Below are 17,770 nucleotides of genomic sequence, written 5' to 3' on the forward strand. Positions count from 1 at the left end.
GAGGTTCCCCCGCCCGCCGCAAGAGTGGCGGCGGGCGGGCGCACCCCCGTCAGGACGACAGCGTCTTGTTGATCCGCAGCGCCACCAGCGTGCAGATCGCGCCCGACAGCAGGTAAAGGCCCGACGCGAACAGCCCGAAATGGCTGGACAGGTAGAGCGCGACGAAGGGCGCGAAGCCGGCCCCGAACAGCCAGGCCAGATCGGAGGTCATCGCCGAGCCTGTGTAGCGGTACTGCTGGCTGAAGCCCGACGCCACCGACCCCGACGATTGGCCGAAGGACAGGCCGAGGATGACGAAGCCCAGCACCATGAACACCAGCTCGCCCACCTTGCCGGCGTCGAGCAGCATCGGCGCGAAGCCACTGAACACCGCGATCGCCGCGGCACAGGTGCCGAGCAGCGTCCGCCGCCCCACACGGTCGGCGATGTAGCCCGACGCGACGATGGCCAGCGTGCCGAAGACGGCGGCGATCACCTCGATCATCAGGAAGACGCCGGTCTCGTCCCGCGCATACACGAAGATCCAGGACAGCGGGAAGACGGTGACCATGTGGAACAGGGCGAAGCTCGCCAGCGGGGCGAAGGCGCCGATCACCACGCGCTTGCCTTCCATCTGCAGCGTTTCCACCACGGGGGCCGGCTGCAGTTCGCGGTTCAGGAACAGGCGTTCGAACTCCGGCGTCTGCACCAGACGCAGGCGGGAGAACAGGGCCACCACATTGATGGCGAAGGCCACGAAGAAGGGATAGCGCCAGCCCCAGGCGAAGAAATCCTCCGCCGACAGGCTGTTGACCATGTAGGCGAACAGGCCGCTCGCCACGATCAGGCCGATCGGCGCGCCCAACTGCGGGATCATGGCGTACCAGCCGCGCCGATTCTCCGGCGCGTTCATCGCCAGCAGCGAGGCCAGACCGTCCCAGGTGCCGCCCAGCGCGATGCCCTGGCCGATGCGCGACAGTGCCAGCAGCCATGCGGCGGCGACGCCGATGGCCTCGTAGTCCGGAAGGAAGGCCAGCGCCACCGTGGAGATGCCCAGCAGGAACAGGGCGATGGTCAGCTTGGCGCTGCGCCCGTAACTCTCGTCGATGGCCATGAAGATGAAGGTGCCGATCGGTCGCGCGACGAAGGCCAGCGCGAAGATGGCGAAAGACCAAAGGGTCCCGGTCAGCGGATCGACATAGGGGAACACCAGCTTCGGGAAGACGATCACGGAAGCAATGGCGTAAACGAAGAAGTCGAAAAACTCGGACGTTCGACCGATGATCACGCCGATGGCAATTTCTCCGGGGTTGACCCCGTGATGCCGCGCGTTCACCAGCCTCGCATCCCGTTCAACCGCCGCAATCGATGAAGTCATCATGTCGGCTCCGGCTGCGTTATTTCGCTTGCGATGATCCGCAGATCATACAATATGGGGCACCAACTTTCAGTGCCCTGTCAAGCGCGCAGGCGTGAGGCATTGGACAAATTGTCCAATGTCACAGCTAGGCTATTGCCGCTAGCTGTCTCCCCAAAGCAAACCTTATGAAACAGGTCCTGCCTTGAGCCGTTATCGCGCAATCGCCCTGCTGCCAGTGATGGCGGCGTTGAGTGGCTGCAACCTGGTCGTGCTGAACCCGGCCGGCGACGTTGCAAGCCAGCAGGGAGACCTTGTGGTCATCTCCACCCTGCTGATGCTGCTGATCATCGTCCCGGTCATGGCGCTTACCGTGCTGTTCGCCTGGCGTTATCGTCAGTCCAATAGCACGGCCCGCTACGAACCGGACTGGGACCATTCGACGCAGCTTGAACTGGTGATCTGGGCCGCCCCGCTCCTGATCATCATCTGCCTGGGTGCCATCACCTGGGTGACCACCCACAAGCTCGACCCCTACCGTCCGCTCGACCGCATCGCGGCAGACAAGCCCGTTCCCGCCGGCGCCAAGCCGCTGGACGTGCAGGTGGTGGCGCTCGACTGGAAGTGGCTGTTCGTCTATCCGGAATACGGCATCGCGTCCGTGAACGAGATGGCGGCGCCGGTCGACCGCCCGATCCGCTTCAGCATCACCGCGTCGTCGGTGATGAACTCCTTCTACGTTCCGGCGCTGGCGGGCATGATCTACGCCATGCCGGGCATGGAGACGAAGCTCCACGCCGTGATCAACGAGCCGGGGACCTACAAGGGTTTCTCGTCCAACTACAGCGGCGCCGGCTTCTCGCACATGCGCTTCAACTTCCTCGGCCTGTCGAACGAGAATTTCGACGGCTGGGTGTCGAAGGTGAAGTCGGCCAACGGGTCGCTCGACCGCAACGCCTATCTGGCGCTGGAGAAGCCGAGCGAGGCCGTTCCGGTCCAGCATTACGGCAGCGTCGATCCGAAGCTGTTCAACGCCGTCGTCAACATGTGCGTTCGCCCCGGCACCATGTGCATGAGCGACATGGCCGCCATCGACCGCGCGGGCGGGCTGAACGCGGGCGGCAAGGCCGCCGCCGAGGCGATCCTGCGGGCCAACACGCTGGCCGGTTTCCCGGACACCCAGCCGACCGGCCTGTGCACCGTCGCCGAGGCTGTTGAAGCCGCTGCGTCAAACTCGGGCGCCGTGCAGCGCCCCACCGTCACGCCGATCAGCGCGTCCGCCTCCCCGGCCGGGCCGCAGCGGCTGGCCAATCCCTGATTGGGCACACCGGCATGCTTGAGACACTGACGACCTTCCTCTTCGGGCGCCTCAGCCTGGAGTCCTTCCCCTATCACGAGCCGATCGTCGTCGCGACCTTCTTCGCGGTGGTGCTCGGCGGCATCGCGCTGGTCGCCGCCCTCAGCTATTTCAAGCTGTGGGGCTACCTGTGGACGGAGTGGTTCACCACCGTCGACCACAAGCGCATCGGCATCATGTACATGGTGCTGGGCCTGATCATGCTGCTGCGCGGCTTCGCCGACGCCATCATGATGCGCGCCCAGCAGGCCATGGCCTTCAATGGAAGCGAGGGCTACCTCAATTCCCACCATTTCGATCAGGTCTTCACCGCCCACGGTGTGATCATGATCTTCTTCGTCGCCATGCCGCTGGTGACGGGGCTGATGAACTATGTCGTGCCGCTGCAGATCGGCGCCCGCGATGTGTCCTTCCCGTTCCTGAACAATTTCAGCTTCTGGATGACCGTCGGCGGCGCCGTGCTGATCATGGCCTCGCTGTTCGTCGGCGAGTTCGCGCGCACCGGCTGGCTAGCCTATCCGCCGCTGTCGGGTCTGGAGGCCAGCCCGGACGTCGGCCCCGACTATTACATCTGGGCCTTGCAGGTGGCGGGCGTCGGAACGACGCTGTCGGGCATCAACCTGATCTGCACGATCGTGAAGATGCGCGCCCCCGGCATGACCATGATGAAGATGCCGGTCTTCACCTGGACCTCGCTCTGCACCAACGTCCTGATCGTCGCCTCCTTCCCGATCCTGACCGCCGTTCTGGTCCTGCTGTCGCTGGACCGCTATGTCGGCACGCACTTCTTCACGAACGACATGGGCGGCAACCCCATGATGTACGTGAACCTGATCTGGATCTGGGGCCACCCGGAAGTCTACATCCTGATCCTGCCGTGCTTCGGCATCTTCTCGGAAGTGACCTCCACCTTCACCGGCAAGAAGCTGTTCGGCTACACCTCGATGGTCTACGCGACCGTCGTCATCACCATCCTGTCCTACCTGGTGTGGCTGCACCACTTCTTCACCATGGGTTCGGGCGCCAGCGTGAACTCGTTCTTCGGCATCACGACGATGATCATCTCGATCCCGACGGGTGCGAAGATCTTCAACTGGCTGTTCACCATGTACCGCGGCCGCATCCGGTTCGAGCTGCCGATGATGTGGACGATCGCCTTCATGCTGACCTTCGTGCTCGGCGGCATGACCGGCGTGCTGCTGGCGGTTCCGCCCGCCGACTTCGTGCTGCACAACAGCCTGTTCCTGATCGCCCACTTCCACAACGTCATCATCGGCGGCGTGCTGTTCGGCCTGTTTGCTGGCATCTACTACTGGTGGCCGAAGGCCTTCGGTTTCCGCCTGGATCCGTTCTGGGGCAAGATGTCCTTCTGGTTCTGGGTGATCGGCTTCTACTTCGCCTTCATGCCGCTCTATGTCCTCGGCCTGATGGGTGTCACCCGCCGCCTGCGCGTGTTCGAGGATCCGTCGCTGCAGATCTGGTTCCAGATCGCCGCCTTCGGCGCCGTCCTGATCGCGCTGGGCATCGGCTCCTTCCTGATCCAGATCGCCGTCAGCGTCCTGAAGCGCAAGCAGCTTGTCGACGTCACCGGCGATCCGTGGGACGGCCGTACGCTGGAATGGGCGACCTCCTCGCCGCCTCCGGGCTACAACTTCGCCTTCACGCCGGTCATTCATGACAACGACGCGTGGTGGGACATGAAGAAGCGCGGCTACAACCGTCCGCTGGAAGGCTTCCGCCCGATCCACATGCCGAGCAACACCGGCACCGGCGTCATCCTGGCCGGCATCAGCACCGTGCTCGGTTTCGCCCTGGTCTGGCACATCTGGTGGCTGGCCGCGGTGAGCTTCATCGGCCTGCTGGCGGTCGCCATCAACCATACCTTCAACTACAACCGTGACTTCCACATCCCGGTGGATGAGGTGGTGCGGACCGAGAGCGAGCGGACCCGTCTGCTCTCCGGACAGGTGTAAAGCATGACGACGACCGTTGAAGCCATGCACGGCAGCCACGCGGGGCACGACACCCCGCGTGACGCCACCCCGCCCGTCTTCTATGTGAGGGACGAGCACGCCCACGAAGCCGCCAGCACCGCGCTCGGCTTCTGGATCTACCTGATGAGCGACTGCCTCATCTTCGCGGTGCTGTTCGCGACCTACGGCGTGCTGGGCACCAGCTACGCCGCCGGCCCGACGCCGAAGGAGCTGTTCGACCTGCCGCTGGTGGCGCTGAACACCTCCATGCTGCTGCTGTCCTCCATCACCTATGGCTTCGCCATGCTGGCGATGGAGAAGGGCCGCACCGGCCAGACCCAGGCCTGGCTGTTCATCACGCTGCTGTTCGGCCTCTCCTTCCTGGGCATCGAGCTGTACGAGTTCGCGCACCTGATCCATGAGGGGGCCGGTCCCGGCCGCAGCGCCTTCCTGTCGTCCTTCTTCACGCTGGTCGGCACCCACGGCCTGCACGTCACCTTCGGCAGCGTGTGGCTGGTGACGCTGATGGTCCAGGTCGCCCGCCGCGGCCTGATCCCGGCCAACCGCCGGCGCCTGATGTGCCTCAGCATGTTCTGGCACTTCCTGGACGTCATCTGGATCGGTGTGTTCACCTTCGTCTATCTGATGGGAGCGTTGCGATGAGCACCCACGCGCACAGCGACCACCACGCCCATCAGGGCCATGGCCATGCTGACCACGGTCATGGTCACGACGACCACGGCCACCCCGCGGGCGCCCACGGCACCTTCGGCAGCTATATGATCGGTTTCGTCCTGTCGGTGATCCTGACGGTGATTCCGTTCTGGCTGGTGATGAACGGCACGCTGGACAATGCGACCACCACGGTCGTGATCCTGGCGCTGGCCGTCGTCCAGATCCTCGTCCACATGGTGTATTTCCTGCACATGAACGGCCGCGTCGAAGGCGGCTGGTCGATGCTGGCGATGATCTTCACGATCATCGTCGTCTTCATCATGTTCTCGGGTTCGCTCTGGGTGATGTACCACCTGAACTACAACATGATGCCCGGCATGACCCACGACATGAGCAAGATGCCGTGACCGGACTGCCGTCCGCGCCCCCCGCTGGCGGCACAAAGAAGAGGGCCCGCCCGGTCTGGGCGCTGGCCCTCTTCGGCCTTCTGGCGCTGGCCGGCATCGCCGGCCTGACCGCGCTCGGCGTCTGGCAGCTCGAACGCCGGGTGTGGAAGCTGGACCTGATCGAGCGGGTGGACGCCCGCATCCATGCCTCTCCCGTCCCGGCACCGGGTCCGGAGGCGTGGCCTTCGGTCTCGGCCGCGTCGGACGAATACCGGCGGGTCGCCGTCACCGGGCATTTTCTGAATGACCGCGAATCGCTGGTGCAGGCCGTCACCGACCTGGGCGGCGGGTTCTGGGTGATGACCCCGCTGGTCACCGACCGCGGCTTCACCGTTCTGATCAACCGCGGCTTCGTGCCGCCGGAAAAGCGTGATTCCGCCAACCGGACCGAGGGGCAGTTGCAGGGCGAGGTGACCGTCACCGGCCTTCTGCGCCTGACCGAACCGAAGGGCGGTTTCCTGCGCAGCAACGATCCGGCCGCCGGCCGCTGGTATTCCCGCGACGTCGCCGCCATTGCCGCGTCGAAGGGGCTGGAGCAGGTCGCCCCCTATTTCATCGATGCCGACGGCACCCGCAATCCCGGCGGCTGGCCGGTCGGCGGGCTGACGGTGGTCAGCTTCCCCAACAGCCATCTCAGCTATGCGCTGACCTGGTTCGCGCTGGACCTGATGCTGATCGGCGCTGTCCTCTATGTCTTCCGCAGCGAGATGCGGCGCCGGAGGGCATGACACAGGCGCACCGAAAACGCTTCCTGAGTCCCTGGCGAAAACTCCCCAGCCGCCGCTCACTCTCTATATATATCGGTGGGCTGATGAACCGGGTGAGGAACAGGACGTCTTTCGTGCGCGACACCACCGACCGCAAAAACCTGTTCCTGCTCGTCCAGCTGCGTTGGCTCGCCGTCGTCGGGCAGATCGTGACGATCCTGATCGTCCATCTGCAGATGGGCATCCGCCTGCCGCTGCTGCCGATGGCGGCGGTGATCTTCGTGCTGGTGGCGCTGAACATCGCCAGCCTGATCCAGATCCGCCGCAGTTCCGCCGTCTCCAACACCCAGCTTTTCCTGGAGCTGCTGATCGACGTCTGGGCGCTGACGCTGCAGCTCTATCTCAGCGGCGGGGCGTCCAACCCCTTCATCTCGCTGTATCTTCTGCAGGTGGCGCTGGGGGCGGTGCTGTTGGAGGCGTGGTCGGCCTGGGCGCTGGTTCTGGTGGCGACCGCCGGCTTCACCTGGCTGATCGGCACCCACCAGCCGCTTCCCCTGCCCCCCGCCTATGAGGGTGAGCTGTTCAGCCTGCACATCCAGGGGATGTTCATCTGCTTCGTGCTGGCGGCGAGCCTGCTGGTCCCCTTCCTCACCCAGATCAACCGCAATCTGCGCGCCCGCGACGCCTATCTGGCGGAACTGCGCCAGCGCTCGATGGAAGAGGCGCATATCGTCCGCATGGGGCTGCTGGCGTCGGGGGCAGCGCATGAGCTGGGGACGCCGCTCGCCACCCTGTCGGTGATCCTCAATGACTGGCGCCGCATGCCGGCGCTGAAATCCGATCCCGATCTGGCGGATGAGATGGCGGAGATGCAGAACCAGATCGACCGCTGCAAGGCGATCGTGTCGGGTATCTTGCTGTCGTCCGGCGAGGCGCGCGGCGAGGGCACGGTGCGCACCACGGTGAAGGGGTTCCTCGACGGTCTGGTGGAGGACTGGCTGTCCAGCCGCTCGCCAGGCCGCTTCGACTATGACAATGCCGTCGGCCCGCAGGAGCGGATGATCGCCGACCTCGCCCTGAAACAGGTGCTGTTCAACGTGCTGGACAATGCGCTGGAGGCCTCCCCCGACTGGATCGGCGTCGCGGCGCTGCGGCAGGGCGACAATCTGGTGGTGGCGGTCAATGATTGCGGCCCCGGATTCGACCCCACCATCCTGGAGGAGTTGGGCAAGCCCTACCGCTCCACCAAGAAGCGGCCGGGCAGCGGGCTTGGCCTGTTCCTGGTGATGAATGTGCTGCGCAAGCTGGGCGGGACGGTTTCGGCCAAGAACCGGGCTGCCGGCGGCGCCACCGTGACGCTGACCCTGCCGCTGTCCGCCCTGTCCCCGGGAGGCTCCGATGGAGACGACTGAACTGGAGATCCCCGAGTTCGAGGGGGGCGACCGCACCCTGCTGATTGTCGAGGACGATGCGTCCTTCGCCCGCGCGCTGCGCCGGTCCTTCGAACGCCGCGGCTACGAGGTCCATGCATGCGCCGGGCTGGAGGAGATGCGGGAGATCCTGGAGACTTTGGATCCCGACTATGCCGTGGTCGACCTGAAGCTCGCCACCGGGTCGGGCCTGGAATGCGTGAAGGAGCTGCACGAGGCGGACGAGGAAACCCGCATCGTCGTGCTGACCGGCTTCGCCAGCATCGCCACCGCGGTGGAGGCGATCAAGCTGGGCGCCTGCCACTATTTGGCGAAACCGTCCAACACCGACGATATCGAGGCGGCCTTCGAGCGCACCGAGGGCGACACCTCCATCGCGCCGACCGTCCGCACCACCTCGATCAAGAATCTGGAGTGGGAGCGCATCCACGAAACGCTGGTGGAGACGAACTTCAACATTTCCGAGACCGCGCGGCGGCTCGGCATGCACCGGCGCACTCTGGCGCGCAAGCTGGAGAAGAAGCGGGTGCCGTGAGGGGGGCTCGTGGGGCAATCGAAATTGGCGGCAATCGCCCTCTCCCGCCCCGGGAGAGGGAGGGGACCCGCGCCGAAGGCGTGGGGAGGGTGAGGGGTAGGGCAAGAATCCCGAACCGCATAGTTCCTTGGGTTACCCCTCACCCTTCCCATGCTCCGCATGGGCCCCTTCCCTCTCCCGGGACGGGAGAGGGAGTTATGCCCCTGCCCCTTTACGAGAACTCCCGCACCGTGTGCAGGTGGTTGAGCGGGCCGTGGCCGTGGCCCAGGCCGGGGGCGGTCAGGATCGCCGTCTCGACATAGCGCCGCGCGCGGGCCACCGCGGCGCGGGTGCTCAAGCCCTGGGCCAGACCGGCGGCGATGGCCGAGGACAGGGTGCAGCCGGTGCCGTGGGTGTGGGGGGTGTGGACGCGGCGGCCTTCGAACACCGTCTCGCCCTCTTCGGTCAGCAGCAGGTCGTAGAGGGTGTCGTCCTCCAGATGGCCGCCCTTCAGCAGAACCGATTTCGGGCCGAAGCTCAGCATCAGTTCGGCGGCACGGCGCATGTCGTCCAGATCACGGATCGGCAGGTCGGTCAGCGCCTCGGCCTCCGGCAGGTTGGGCGTCACCACCTCGGCCAGCGGCAGCAGGCGCTTGCGCAGGGTCAGAACGGCATCGGGGTCGAGCAGATGGTGGCCGCTCTTGGCGATCATCACCGGATCGAGGACCAGCGGCACGTTGACCGCGCGCTCCTCATACTCCGCGGCCACCGCCTCGATGACAGGAGCGTTGGCGAGCATGCCGATCTTCACCGCGTCGGCGCCGATATCCTCGAGCACCAGCTTCATCTGCAGGGCGACGAAGGCGGGATCGACCGGCACCACGCCATAGACGCCGGTGGTGTTCTGCGCCGTCAACGCGGCGATGGCGGTCATGGCATAGGCGCCGAGCGCGCTGACCGCCTTGATGTCGGCCTGGATGCCGGCCCCGCCGCCGGAATCGGACCCGGCGACGATCAGGACGCGGCCATTGACGGTGTTGCCGGTCACAGTGCTGGCGCTCATTGCGCGGCCTCCAGGCTGCGGGCGGCGCTGGCCTGGATGGCGTCGGCGATGTCGGCGACCACGCTGTGGACCAGCGTCTCGTCGTCGCCCTCCGCCATCACGCGGATGACCGGTTCGGTGCCCGATTTGCGGATCAGGATGCGGCCGCCGGACGCCAGACGGGCCTCGCCATCCTTGATCGCCTGCTGGACGACGGCATCCTCAAGCGGCTTGGTCCCGGCGGAGAAGCGGACGTTGGTCAGCTTCTGCGGCACCGGATCGAAGACGCGGCAGACCTCGCTGGCCGCGCGGCCATCGGCCTGGATCAGCACCGCCAGCACCTGCAACGCCGCGATCAGCCCGTCGCCGGTGGTGGAATAGTCGGACAGCACGACATGGCCCGACTGCTCGCCGCCGACGTTATAGCCGCGCTCGCGCATCAGCTCGACGACATAGCGGTCGCCGACGGGGGTGCGGGCCAGATGCAGGCCGAGGCCGCCGAGATGGCGCTCCATGCCCAGGTTGGACATGACCGTGGCGACGACGCCGCCGCCGCGCAGGGTCTGCGACCGCGCCCAGGAGGTGGCGATCAGGCTCATCAGCTGGTCGCCGTCGATCGGGCGGCCGGCTTCGTCGACCATGATGAGGCGGTCGGCGTCACCGTCCAGCGCGATGCCGAGATGGGCGCCGTGGGCGACCACCTGTTCCTGCAGCGCCTGGGTGGCGGTGGCGCCGCAGCCCTTGTTGATGTTGGTGCCGTCGGGGCTGACGCCGACCGGGATCACGTCGGCCCCCAGCTCGTACAGCACCTTGGGCGCGACCTTGTAGGCGGCGCCGTTGGCGCAATCGACGACGATCTTCAGCCCGTCCAGCCGCAGGCCGCGCGGGAAGGTGTTCTTCACATATTCGATGTAGCGGCCGGTGGCGTCGTCCAGGCGGCTGGCGCGGCCGAGATCGGCAGGGCCGGCGAGGTCGGGGCCGAAGGGCTGGGCCATGCGCCGCTCGATCGCCGCCTCGACCTCGTCCGACAGCTTGTAGCCGTCGGGGCCGAACAGCTTGATGCCGTTGTCCTGATAGGGGTTGTGCGAGGCGGAGATCACCACGCCCATGTCGGCACGGAGCGAGCGGGTCAGCATGGCGACCGCCGGGGTCGGCAGCGGACCAACCAGCACCACGTCCATCCCCATGGAGATGAAGCCGGCGGTCAGCGCCGGTTCCAGCAGATAGCCGGACAGCCGGGTGTCCTTGCCGATCACCACCCGGTGGCGGTGGTCGCCGCGGCGGAACTGCAGGGCGGTCGCCATCGCCACGCGCAGGGCCGTTTCGGCGGTCATCGGGTCGATGTTGGCGGTGCCACGGATGCCGTCGGTGCCGAACAGGTGTCGCGTCATGAAAACCTCGTGCAGAGACCGTCTCCAGCCCCGGATGTCGGATCGCGCGGCGGAAAGCGCAAGCGAAGGATGTTTCTTCGCGCGGCAGCCGGGCTGGGTCAAGCCTCCTTCGGCGGCTGCGCGAAAGGGTTACAAAGGTGGATCAGCGCGGATGCAGCCCCTCCCACAGGGCTCTGGCCTGCGCCGTTTCGGCCACATCATGGACGCGCAGGATCTGGGCGCCCTGGTTCAGCGTCTCCAGTCCGGCGGCGAGCGAGCCCGCCAGCCGCTCCTTTGGCGGCTCCCCGCGCGACAGGCGGCCGATGAAGCCCTTGCGCGACAGCCCGATCAGCACCGTGCAGCCCAGCGCATGGTACAGCGAGGTGTGACGCAGGATTTCCATATTGTGCTCCGTCGACTTGCCGAAGCCGATGCCGGGATCGACGGCGATGCGCTCCGCCGGCACGCCGGCCGCGACGCAGCGGGCGACCCGTTCCTCCAGCCAGTCGAACACGTCGAGCGCGGCGTCGCGGTAGGTCGGGTTGGCCTGCATGGTGCCGGGATCGCCCTGCATGTGCATGACGACGACCGGAGTGCCGGTGCGGGCGACCACCGGCAGCGCATCGGGATCGGACAGCCCGGCGATGTCGTTGACGATGCGGGCACCGGCCGCGGCGGCGCTCTCCATCACGCTGGCGTGGCGGGTGTCGACCGAGACGGTCGCCCCCTTCGCGGCGAAATGGCGGATGACCGGCAGGACGCGCCGCTCCTCCTCCCCCGGCGGGACCGGGGCGGCGCCGGGGCGGGTGGATTCGCCGCCGATGTCCAGGATGTCGGCGCCGGCGGCCAGCATCGCCTCGCCATGGGCGATGGCGGAACCGGGGTCGAAGAAGTCGCCGCCGTCGGAGAAGCTGTCCGGCGTGACGTTGACGATGCCCATGATGAGCGGCCGGTCAGGCGCCAGCCCGGCAAAGGGCGCACGGGCACGGGTCAGGGCGCCGAGCTGGCGGTCCAGCGCCTCCGCCACCGAGCGGGAGCGCTCCCAGCCCCAGGCCATGATCTCCGACAGCGGCGCGAAGGCGCGGTCGATGCGGGAGGCCCCGTGGTGCAGGCCATCGCGTACGATCAGTTCGGCGGTGGAGAAGGCGAAGCGCCCGCCGGCCAGCGGCACCGCCGCCCCCTTGGCCCAGGCGGCGATGGGCATCAGGCCGACCGGACGGAGGTAGACCCTCACCCCCTCCTCTCCCGCCCAGGGACAGAAGCCGGCGAGCGACCCGGCAGCCGATTTGGGGGCGGCTTTGGCGGCGGGCTTTGCGGAGAGCGGCGGCATCGGGGGTCCCCTTCACGTCACGGGCTGGCGATACCGTTCCTGGCACGCGACCGGCGGGATGGCAAGGGTGCCATCGCGGACGGCCCCCTCCCCCGTTCCAGGACCGGGAGGAGATCACAGATGGCGCATGTGGGTGGTTTCCCACCGGTTCGGCTGAGGAAGATAGGAGTTCTCCCCGACATCTTTTAATTACATCTTAAGAACCGATTACCACAGTCAAGCGTGGCAACTTTACATCCAGGTTCTTGCGATAATGGGTATCGAGAGCAACATTTGCACCAAGCTATGTAATTTTAAATCTGCAACCGCCTTGGTTGTTGACTGCAATATATTGTCCAGCGATTTAATGGAAAGAACCCTTACTGGTCTTAAACTGAAAAACATCTATCGCTCATTCTCCACCGAAGACGCTCTATCGCTTCTTTCGGAGAAGGAGATCGACATTGTCATCATAAACGCAGATACGATTCGTGAGAAAGCGCTTCAATTTCTGGATATCGTCAGATTCCGCCAGACAAAAGACCCACTTCTAGAAGCGAAGATAAAGCATACCTCTATAATCCCATTCGTGATCACCAGCTCCGCAGTGACGCCGAAAATGGCGGAGAAAGCTGCGGATGCAGGAATATGCGCGTTGGTTTCGATGCCGTTCAGGCCGATTGATTTTATGAACAGAATCAAAAGTCTGCTTTATGTGCACTGTAACGACAACTGCTTCAATATGACAAACCCGTCGCCCGAGGACACCGAATTCCTGGAGGAACCCGGCAGCCTCCGCTGACGTAAGGCCAGAAGCTCCCTGCCCTTTCCTGTGGGAGAGAAAGCGATTTCGCCCATTTCTCACCCCCGCCGGGCCAGCCCGCCCTTCAGCTTCAGCACATAGGTGATGACCTCCGCCACCGCCTGATAGTGCTGGAGCGGGATCGTCGCATCCACCTCCGCCGTGGCGTGGAGGGCGCGGGCGAGCGGCGGGTTCTCGACGATGGGGATGTCGTGCTCCTGGGCCAGCGCGCGGATGCGTAGCGCGATCAGGTCGGCGCCCTTGGCGAGGCAGATCGGGGCGGCGGTGCGGCCGCGTTCGTACTCCAACGCCACGGCGAAATGGGTGGGGTTGGTGATGACCACGGTGGCGCGCGGGACGTTCGCCATCATCCGCTTCTTGGAGCGCGAGCGGCGGATGTCGCGCAGGCGGGCCTTGGCGTTGGGGTCGCCCTCGATCTGCTTGTATTCGTCCTTGATCTCCTGGTGGCTCATGCGCAGGCGGCGGCGCCATTCCAGGCGGTTCCACAGCACGTCCACCGCCGCCATCAGGACGGTCGCCAGCAGCACCGCCAGCAGCAGCCGCAAGGTCACGTCCCGCAGCAGCACGGGCAATCCGGCGACGTCCATGCCCACAGTATCCTCCGTCCATGCGATGTAGGGCGCCAGCGCGTGCCAGGCGGCAGCGCTGATGATGGCGAGCTTGACCAGGCTCTTGGCGAATTCGACCAGCGCCGGGCGGCCGGCGATCCGCTTCCAGCCCGACGCCGGCGACAGGTGCGACCATTTCGGCTGGATGCGGTCGGATGCCACGACGAACGGCCCCTGCCCCAGCGCCGACACCACCACCCCGCCAAGCAGGATGCCCAGCACCGGCAGCAGGGCCACGGCGACGCCGCCGATCAGCCAATAGAGGCTGTGGATGACGTCGATGGCGCTGCCGTCGATGCGGATGTCGTCGGGGTTCTCGATCAGCGGCAGAAGCAGGGCCGACAGGTTCGCGGCGACACCGGGCACCGCCATCAGCACGATCATCCAGGCGGCAACCATCGCCGACAGCAGGCCGACATCGCGGGCGCGGGGGACGTCGCCCTTCTCCGCCGCCTCGCGCAGGCGTTTTTCTGTCGGTTCCTCGGTTTTCTGTTCGTCGTCCTGCTCCGCCATGCGTCAGGACCCCGACAGCCAGCCGCCGAGCGCCGCGACGAAGGCGGTCAGCATGGCGCCGGCGGTCGCCATGAACAGGCCCATGCCGACCATCAGCACGCCGGGGGTGGCGACGAAATAGACGGGCATCGCCGGCATCACCCGGTTGACCAGCCCGAGCGCCACATTCACCACCAGCCCATAGAGGATGAAGGGTGCCGCCAGCCCGACGCCCAACCGGAAGGTGGTCGCCAGCAGTTCGGCGAAGCGCTGGGCGACCATGCCTAAATCGGGGAACACCCCCGCCGGCCAGGAGCCGTAGGAGCGCGCCAGCGCGCCGATCATCAGGTAATGCACATCCGATGCGAACAGCAGAGCCAGCCCGCCGATCAGCAGAACGCCGGACAGCACCGACCCGCCCTCGAACCCCGCCGCCTCCATGGAGAAGGGGTTGCTGAGACCGACGACCTGCGCCACCAGCGCGCCGGTGGTCTGCAGGGCCGCCATGAACAGCCGGGCGCCGAGGCCGAGATAGGCGCCGACCAGCGTTTCCCCCGCCAGCGCGCGCAGCATCTCCACCGGCTGGTCCGGCATGCGCTCGGGCAGGCCGTCCACCCCCGGCAGCAGCACCAGCGTGATGATGATCGCCAGCGCCGCCCGCACCCGCATCGGCACCGCCGCCTCGCCGAAGCCCGGCAACAGGCCGATGGCTGCCGCGACGCGGGCCAGCACGATGAAGCCGCGGTAGATCTCCAGGGTCAGGAACTGGCTGAGGTCGACCATCCGGCTAGACCTGATCGACGGTCTTGAGCGATGCCTTGCGGTGAAGCTCGGCATGGCTCAGCACAGGGGTCATCGGGCTGACCCGCTCCAGAAGGGAACGGACGAAGGGGCGCACCTCCGCCCCCACCAGCAGGGCCGGCCAGATTTGCGAGGTGGCGTGCTTCTGGATTTTCAGGCGCACGGCGGTCAGGAACTCCTGCACCTGGCTGGGCGGCATGACGAAGCGGCGGTCGTCGCCCTCCACAACGATGTGGTCGAGCAGGGCCTGCTCCCAGCGCGGGCTGAGCGCGATGACCGAAACGAAGCCGTCGGGACCGGCCAGACCCTGGTGGATCTGCTGGCCCAGCCGCATGCGCACATGTTCGGTGATCAGCGTGATGTGGCGGGTCCAGCCGACCGCCTCCGCCACCGCCTCGACGATAGCGGGCAGGTTGCGGATCGATACCCGTTCCGACAGCAGCTGTTGTAGGACGCGCTGAAGGACGACCAGCGAGATCTGGCTCGGCACCATGTCGTTGATCAGCTTCTGGTACTCGCGCCCCAGCCCGTCGATCAGCTTTTGCAGGGCGGCGAACGTCAGCAGGGTGGAGAGGTTGTCCTTGATGACTTCGGTCAGGTGGGTGGTGATGACGCTTTCCGGGTCGACGACGGTATAGCCTTTCGCCACCGCCTCCTCATGGCGGGCCGGGTCGATCCATTTGGCTTGCAGGCCGAAGGTCGGCTCGCGCGTCGCGTCGCCGGCGATGTCGGGCACGGCGCCGCCGGTGGGATCGATGGCGAGCAGGTGCTTGGGGCGCACCTCCCCCTTCGCCGCCTCCACCCCCATGATGCTGATGACGTAGCTCTTGGGCGGCAGGAAGCTGGAATCCTTGATGCGGACCGACGGCAGGACGAAGCCGAACTCGGTGGCGAAGCGCTTGCGCAGGGTCTTCACCTTGGTGGTCAGTGGGCCGTTCTTGTTGAGGATCAGCGGGACGAGGTGGTTGCCGACCTCCACCTTCACCTCGTCGACCTTCAGCATGTCCTCCACCGCTTCTTCCGGGGCGGCGGGGGGCGCCTTGCGGCTTTCCTCCAGCTTGGCGAGCGCCGCGGCGCGGGCCTTGCGGCGCGGGGCGTACCAGCCGAGCGCGGCGAAGGCGGCGCCGATGGCGAGGAAGGGCGCCATCGGCAGGCCGGGCGTCAGCGCCAGCGCCACCAACAGTCCGGCCGCCACCAGCAGCGCCTTCGGGTAGGCGCCGAGCTGATCGATCACCGCCTTTTCCGCCGAGCCGATGTTGCCGCCCTTGGTCACCAGCAGGCCGGCGGCGAGCGACACCACCAGGGCCGGGATCTGCGTCGCCAGCCCGTCGCCCACCGTCAGGGTGGTGTAGGCGGATGCGGCAGCGTCGAAGCTCATCCCCTTCTGGACGATGCCGATCGCCATGCCGCCGAGAACATTGATGACGGTGATGACCAGACCGGCCACCGCGTCGCCGCGCACGAATTTCGACGCGCCGTCCATCGCGCCGTAGAAGGTGCTTTCGTCCTCCAGCTCCTTGCGGCGGCGGCGCGCCTCGGCCTCGTCGATCATGCCGGCGGAGAGGTCGGCGTCGATCGCCATCTGCTTGCCGGGAATGGCGTCGAGGGTGAAGCGAGCGCCGACCTCGGCAATGCGGGTGGCGCCCTTGGTGATGACGACGAAGTTGATGACGACCAGGATGCAGAAGATCACCACGCCGATGACGAAGTTGCCGCCCATCACGAACTGGCTGAAGCCCTGGATGACGTGGCCGGCGGCGCCGTGGCCGTGATGCCCCTCGCTGAGGATCAGCCGGGTCGAGGCGATGTTCAGCGCCAGCCGCAGCATCGTCACCACCAGCAGAACGGTGGGGAAGGAGGAGAAATCCAGCGGGCGCGGGATCCACAGGGACACCATCAGCACCAGCACCGCGACCGAGAAGGACAGAGCCAGCCCGAGATCGAGGAACCAGGACGGCACCGGCAGGAACAGCACCGCCAGCACCAGCAGGATGCCGACCGCGAACAGCACGTCGCGGTTCGCCAGCCCGATGTCACCGAGCAGGCCGAACCGGCTGCGGACGTGATCCGTGAGGGTCATGGGGGTCCGGATGGGTTCGAGGGAGGGACGATTGTCCGGCAACGATAGGCGGGTGCGGTAAAACCGGGATTTAAACGGCTCCCTTGGCCCGTCATTGCGCCGGCAGCAGCGGCCGGGCCGGGCCGTCGGCGAACAGGCCGGACAGGAAGCTGAGACGGCCGCGTTCGGCCGCGGTCCAGGTCGGAGCGGCGCCGCCGGGGCCGGCGGCCAGCGTCTCCAGATAGCCAAGTGCGCCGGCGACCCAGCGCAGATTGCCGGTCACCCGCTGGCGATAGGCCTCGCCACGCTCGGACTGGGCGGAGTGGTAGCGGGCGATGGCGGTCTCAAGCGAGCCGTGGTCGCGCCGCAGCGCCGACAGGAAGGACGCGGCGTAGCGGGCGTTGGCGACCGGGTCGAAGGCGGTGGCGAGGTCGGGGAAGGCGTCGGGGTGCCAGCGCAGGTTCACCTGCAGACAGCCGACGTCGATGGACTGCACGCCGCGCGCCTGGGTCTCGCGCACGAAGGCGATGGCGGCGTCGCGGGTCGGGAAATAGTGGGAGCGGCCCTCGGTGTTGACGGTCCAGGGCCAGGCGGTGAACAGCCGATCCTCCGTCCTCCGGCCGGATTCGGTGAAGCCCATCGCCAGCAGCAGATGGTCGGAAATGCCGGCCGCCTTCTCCGCGTCGAGGATGGCGGCGATGCATTGCGCTTCCGGCGGCAGAGCTTTGGCAGATGTTTGGGGGGCGGGCTGGGACGGCGGTTGCGGCGGGGCGTAGAGCGCGGTGCTCCACACGCCGATCTGCGAGGGGTTGGCCGGCGGCGCCGCCG

16 protein-coding genes are annotated in these 17,770 nt (G+C 66.6%); 8 read left to right on the top strand and 8 right to left on the bottom strand.

Annotated features, from left to right (window positions below; all coding sequences use genetic code 11):
- Positions 1-49: 49 nt before the first annotated feature.
- The gene (locus TSO5_RS06805; RefSeq protein ID WP_109150888.1) at positions 50-1,360 is read right to left on the bottom strand and encodes an MFS transporter; all 1,311 of its coding nucleotides are present in this window, start codon (positions 1,358-1,360) and stop codon (positions 50-52) included.
- A 181-nt stretch (positions 1,361-1,541) separates the two neighbouring features.
- Here TSO5_RS06805 and cyoA point away from each other — a divergent pair, with 181 nt between their 5' ends.
- The 7 genes from cyoA (at position 1,542) to TSO5_RS06840 (ending at position 8,459) form a co-directional block, all read left to right on the top strand.
- The gene (cyoA, locus tag TSO5_RS06810; protein ID WP_109150889.1) at positions 1,542-2,654 is read left to right on the top strand and encodes a ubiquinol oxidase subunit II; all 1,113 of its coding nucleotides are present in this window, start codon (positions 1,542-1,544) and stop codon (positions 2,652-2,654) included.
- Between the two features lie 14 nt (positions 2,655-2,668).
- Complete coding sequence (gene cyoB, locus TSO5_RS06815) at positions 2,669-4,666, top strand: cytochrome o ubiquinol oxidase subunit I (protein ID WP_109150890.1); 1,998 nt, start codon at positions 2,669-2,671, stop codon at positions 4,664-4,666.
- A 24-nt stretch (positions 4,667-4,690) separates the two neighbouring features.
- Positions 4,691-5,329 (top strand): cytochrome o ubiquinol oxidase subunit III, encoded by a 639-nt coding sequence (cyoC, locus tag TSO5_RS06820; RefSeq protein ID WP_109150902.1) that lies wholly within the window; start codon positions 4,691-4,693, stop codon positions 5,327-5,329.
- Positions 5,326-5,748 (top strand): cytochrome o ubiquinol oxidase subunit IV, encoded by a 423-nt coding sequence (gene cyoD, locus TSO5_RS06825; RefSeq protein ID WP_109150891.1) that lies wholly within the window; start codon positions 5,326-5,328, stop codon positions 5,746-5,748. The genes cyoC and cyoD overlap by 4 nt, the downstream gene beginning before the upstream one ends.
- Positions 5,745-6,515 carry an SURF1 family protein gene (locus TSO5_RS06830; RefSeq protein ID WP_109150892.1) on the top strand — a complete coding sequence of 257 codons (771 nt, stop codon included), beginning with the start codon at positions 5,745-5,747 and terminating at the stop codon, positions 6,513-6,515. Before cyoD ends, TSO5_RS06830 begins: the two co-directional genes overlap by 4 nt.
- Before the next feature lie 113 nt (positions 6,516-6,628).
- Entirely contained in the window at positions 6,629-7,906 is a 1,278-nt protein-coding gene (locus TSO5_RS06835) for an ATP-binding protein (protein WP_247870623.1), read from the top strand.
- Complete coding sequence (locus TSO5_RS06840; RefSeq protein ID WP_109150894.1) at positions 7,893-8,459, top strand: response regulator transcription factor; 567 nt, start codon at positions 7,893-7,895, stop codon at positions 8,457-8,459. The genes TSO5_RS06835 and TSO5_RS06840 overlap by 14 nt, the downstream gene beginning before the upstream one ends.
- A gap of 211 nt (positions 8,460-8,670) precedes the next feature.
- Here the strand turns inward: TSO5_RS06840 and thiD are convergent, their stop codons facing one another.
- The 3 genes from thiD to folP form a co-directional block, all read right to left on the bottom strand.
- Entirely contained in the window at positions 8,671-9,501 is an 831-nt protein-coding gene (gene thiD, locus TSO5_RS06850; RefSeq protein ID WP_109150895.1) for a bifunctional hydroxymethylpyrimidine kinase/phosphomethylpyrimidine kinase, read from the bottom strand.
- Complete coding sequence (gene glmM / locus TSO5_RS06855; protein ID WP_109150896.1) at positions 9,498-10,871, bottom strand: phosphoglucosamine mutase; 1,374 nt, start codon at positions 10,869-10,871, stop codon at positions 9,498-9,500. Before glmM ends, thiD begins: the two co-directional genes overlap by 4 nt.
- A gap of 142 nt (positions 10,872-11,013) precedes the next feature.
- Entirely contained in the window at positions 11,014-12,180 is a 1,167-nt protein-coding gene (gene folP / locus TSO5_RS06860; protein ID WP_109150897.1) for a dihydropteroate synthase, read from the bottom strand.
- A gap of 253 nt (positions 12,181-12,433) precedes the next feature.
- Between folP and TSO5_RS06865 the strand changes: the two genes are divergently transcribed.
- The gene (locus TSO5_RS06865) at positions 12,434-12,961 is read left to right on the top strand and encodes a hypothetical protein (RefSeq protein WP_146203704.1); all 528 of its coding nucleotides are present in this window, start codon (positions 12,434-12,436) and stop codon (positions 12,959-12,961) included.
- Positions 12,962-13,020: 59 nt separating this feature from the next.
- Here the strand turns inward: TSO5_RS06865 and flhB are convergent, their stop codons facing one another.
- The 4 genes from flhB to TSO5_RS06885 all read right to left on the bottom strand — a co-directional run.
- Positions 13,021-14,103 carry a flagellar biosynthesis protein FlhB gene (gene flhB, locus TSO5_RS06870; RefSeq protein ID WP_109150899.1) on the bottom strand — a complete coding sequence of 361 codons (1,083 nt, stop codon included), beginning with the start codon at positions 14,101-14,103 and terminating at the stop codon, positions 13,021-13,023.
- 3 nt (positions 14,104-14,106) lie between these two features.
- Positions 14,107-14,865 (bottom strand): flagellar biosynthetic protein FliR, encoded by a 759-nt coding sequence (locus TSO5_RS06875; protein WP_109150900.1) that lies wholly within the window; start codon positions 14,863-14,865, stop codon positions 14,107-14,109.
- A 4-nt stretch (positions 14,866-14,869) separates the two neighbouring features.
- The gene (flhA, locus tag TSO5_RS06880) at positions 14,870-16,963 is read right to left on the bottom strand and encodes a flagellar biosynthesis protein FlhA (RefSeq protein ID WP_109150901.1); all 2,094 of its coding nucleotides are present in this window, start codon (positions 16,961-16,963) and stop codon (positions 14,870-14,872) included.
- Positions 16,964-17,054: 91 nt separating this feature from the next.
- Positions 17,055-17,770 (bottom strand): lytic transglycosylase domain-containing protein (locus TSO5_RS06885; protein WP_348981050.1); only part of this gene is annotated, 716 nt, incomplete at its 5' end.

It is taken from the genome of Azospirillum sp. TSO5 (assembly GCF_003116065.1).
Taxonomy (GTDB): domain Bacteria; phylum Pseudomonadota; class Alphaproteobacteria; order Azospirillales; family Azospirillaceae; genus Azospirillum.

Excerpts from the sequence above, each read along its gene's own strand:
- TSO5_RS06865 (WP_146203704.1), top strand. The coding sequence starts at position 12,434 with ATGGGTATCGAGAGCAACATTTGCACCAAGCTATGTAATTTTAAATCT.
- glmM (WP_109150896.1), bottom strand. The coding sequence starts at position 10,871 with ATGACGCGACACCTGTTCGGCACCGACGGCATCCGTGGCACCGCCAAC.
- TSO5_RS06875 (WP_109150900.1), bottom strand. The coding sequence starts at position 14,865 with ATGGTCGACCTCAGCCAGTTCCTGACCCTGGAGATCTACCGCGGCTTC.
- cyoC (WP_109150902.1), top strand. The coding sequence starts at position 4,691 with ATGCACGGCAGCCACGCGGGGCACGACACCCCGCGTGACGCCACCCCG.
- flhA (WP_109150901.1), bottom strand. The coding sequence starts at position 16,963 with ATGACCCTCACGGATCACGTCCGCAGCCGGTTCGGCCTGCTCGGTGAC.
- cyoB (WP_109150890.1), top strand. The coding sequence starts at position 2,669 with ATGCTTGAGACACTGACGACCTTCCTCTTCGGGCGCCTCAGCCTGGAG.
- flhB (WP_109150899.1), bottom strand. The coding sequence starts at position 14,103 with ATGGCGGAGCAGGACGACGAACAGAAAACCGAGGAACCGACAGAAAAA.
- TSO5_RS06805 (WP_109150888.1), bottom strand. The coding sequence starts at position 1,360 with ATGATGACTTCATCGATTGCGGCGGTTGAACGGGATGCGAGGCTGGTG.
- thiD (WP_109150895.1), bottom strand. The coding sequence starts at position 9,501 with ATGAGCGCCAGCACTGTGACCGGCAACACCGTCAATGGCCGCGTCCTG.
- folP (WP_109150897.1), bottom strand. The coding sequence starts at position 12,180 with ATGCCGCCGCTCTCCGCAAAGCCCGCCGCCAAAGCCGCCCCCAAATCG.
- TSO5_RS06840 (WP_109150894.1), top strand. The coding sequence starts at position 7,893 with ATGGAGACGACTGAACTGGAGATCCCCGAGTTCGAGGGGGGCGACCGC.
- cyoD (WP_109150891.1), top strand. The coding sequence starts at position 5,326 with ATGAGCACCCACGCGCACAGCGACCACCACGCCCATCAGGGCCATGGC.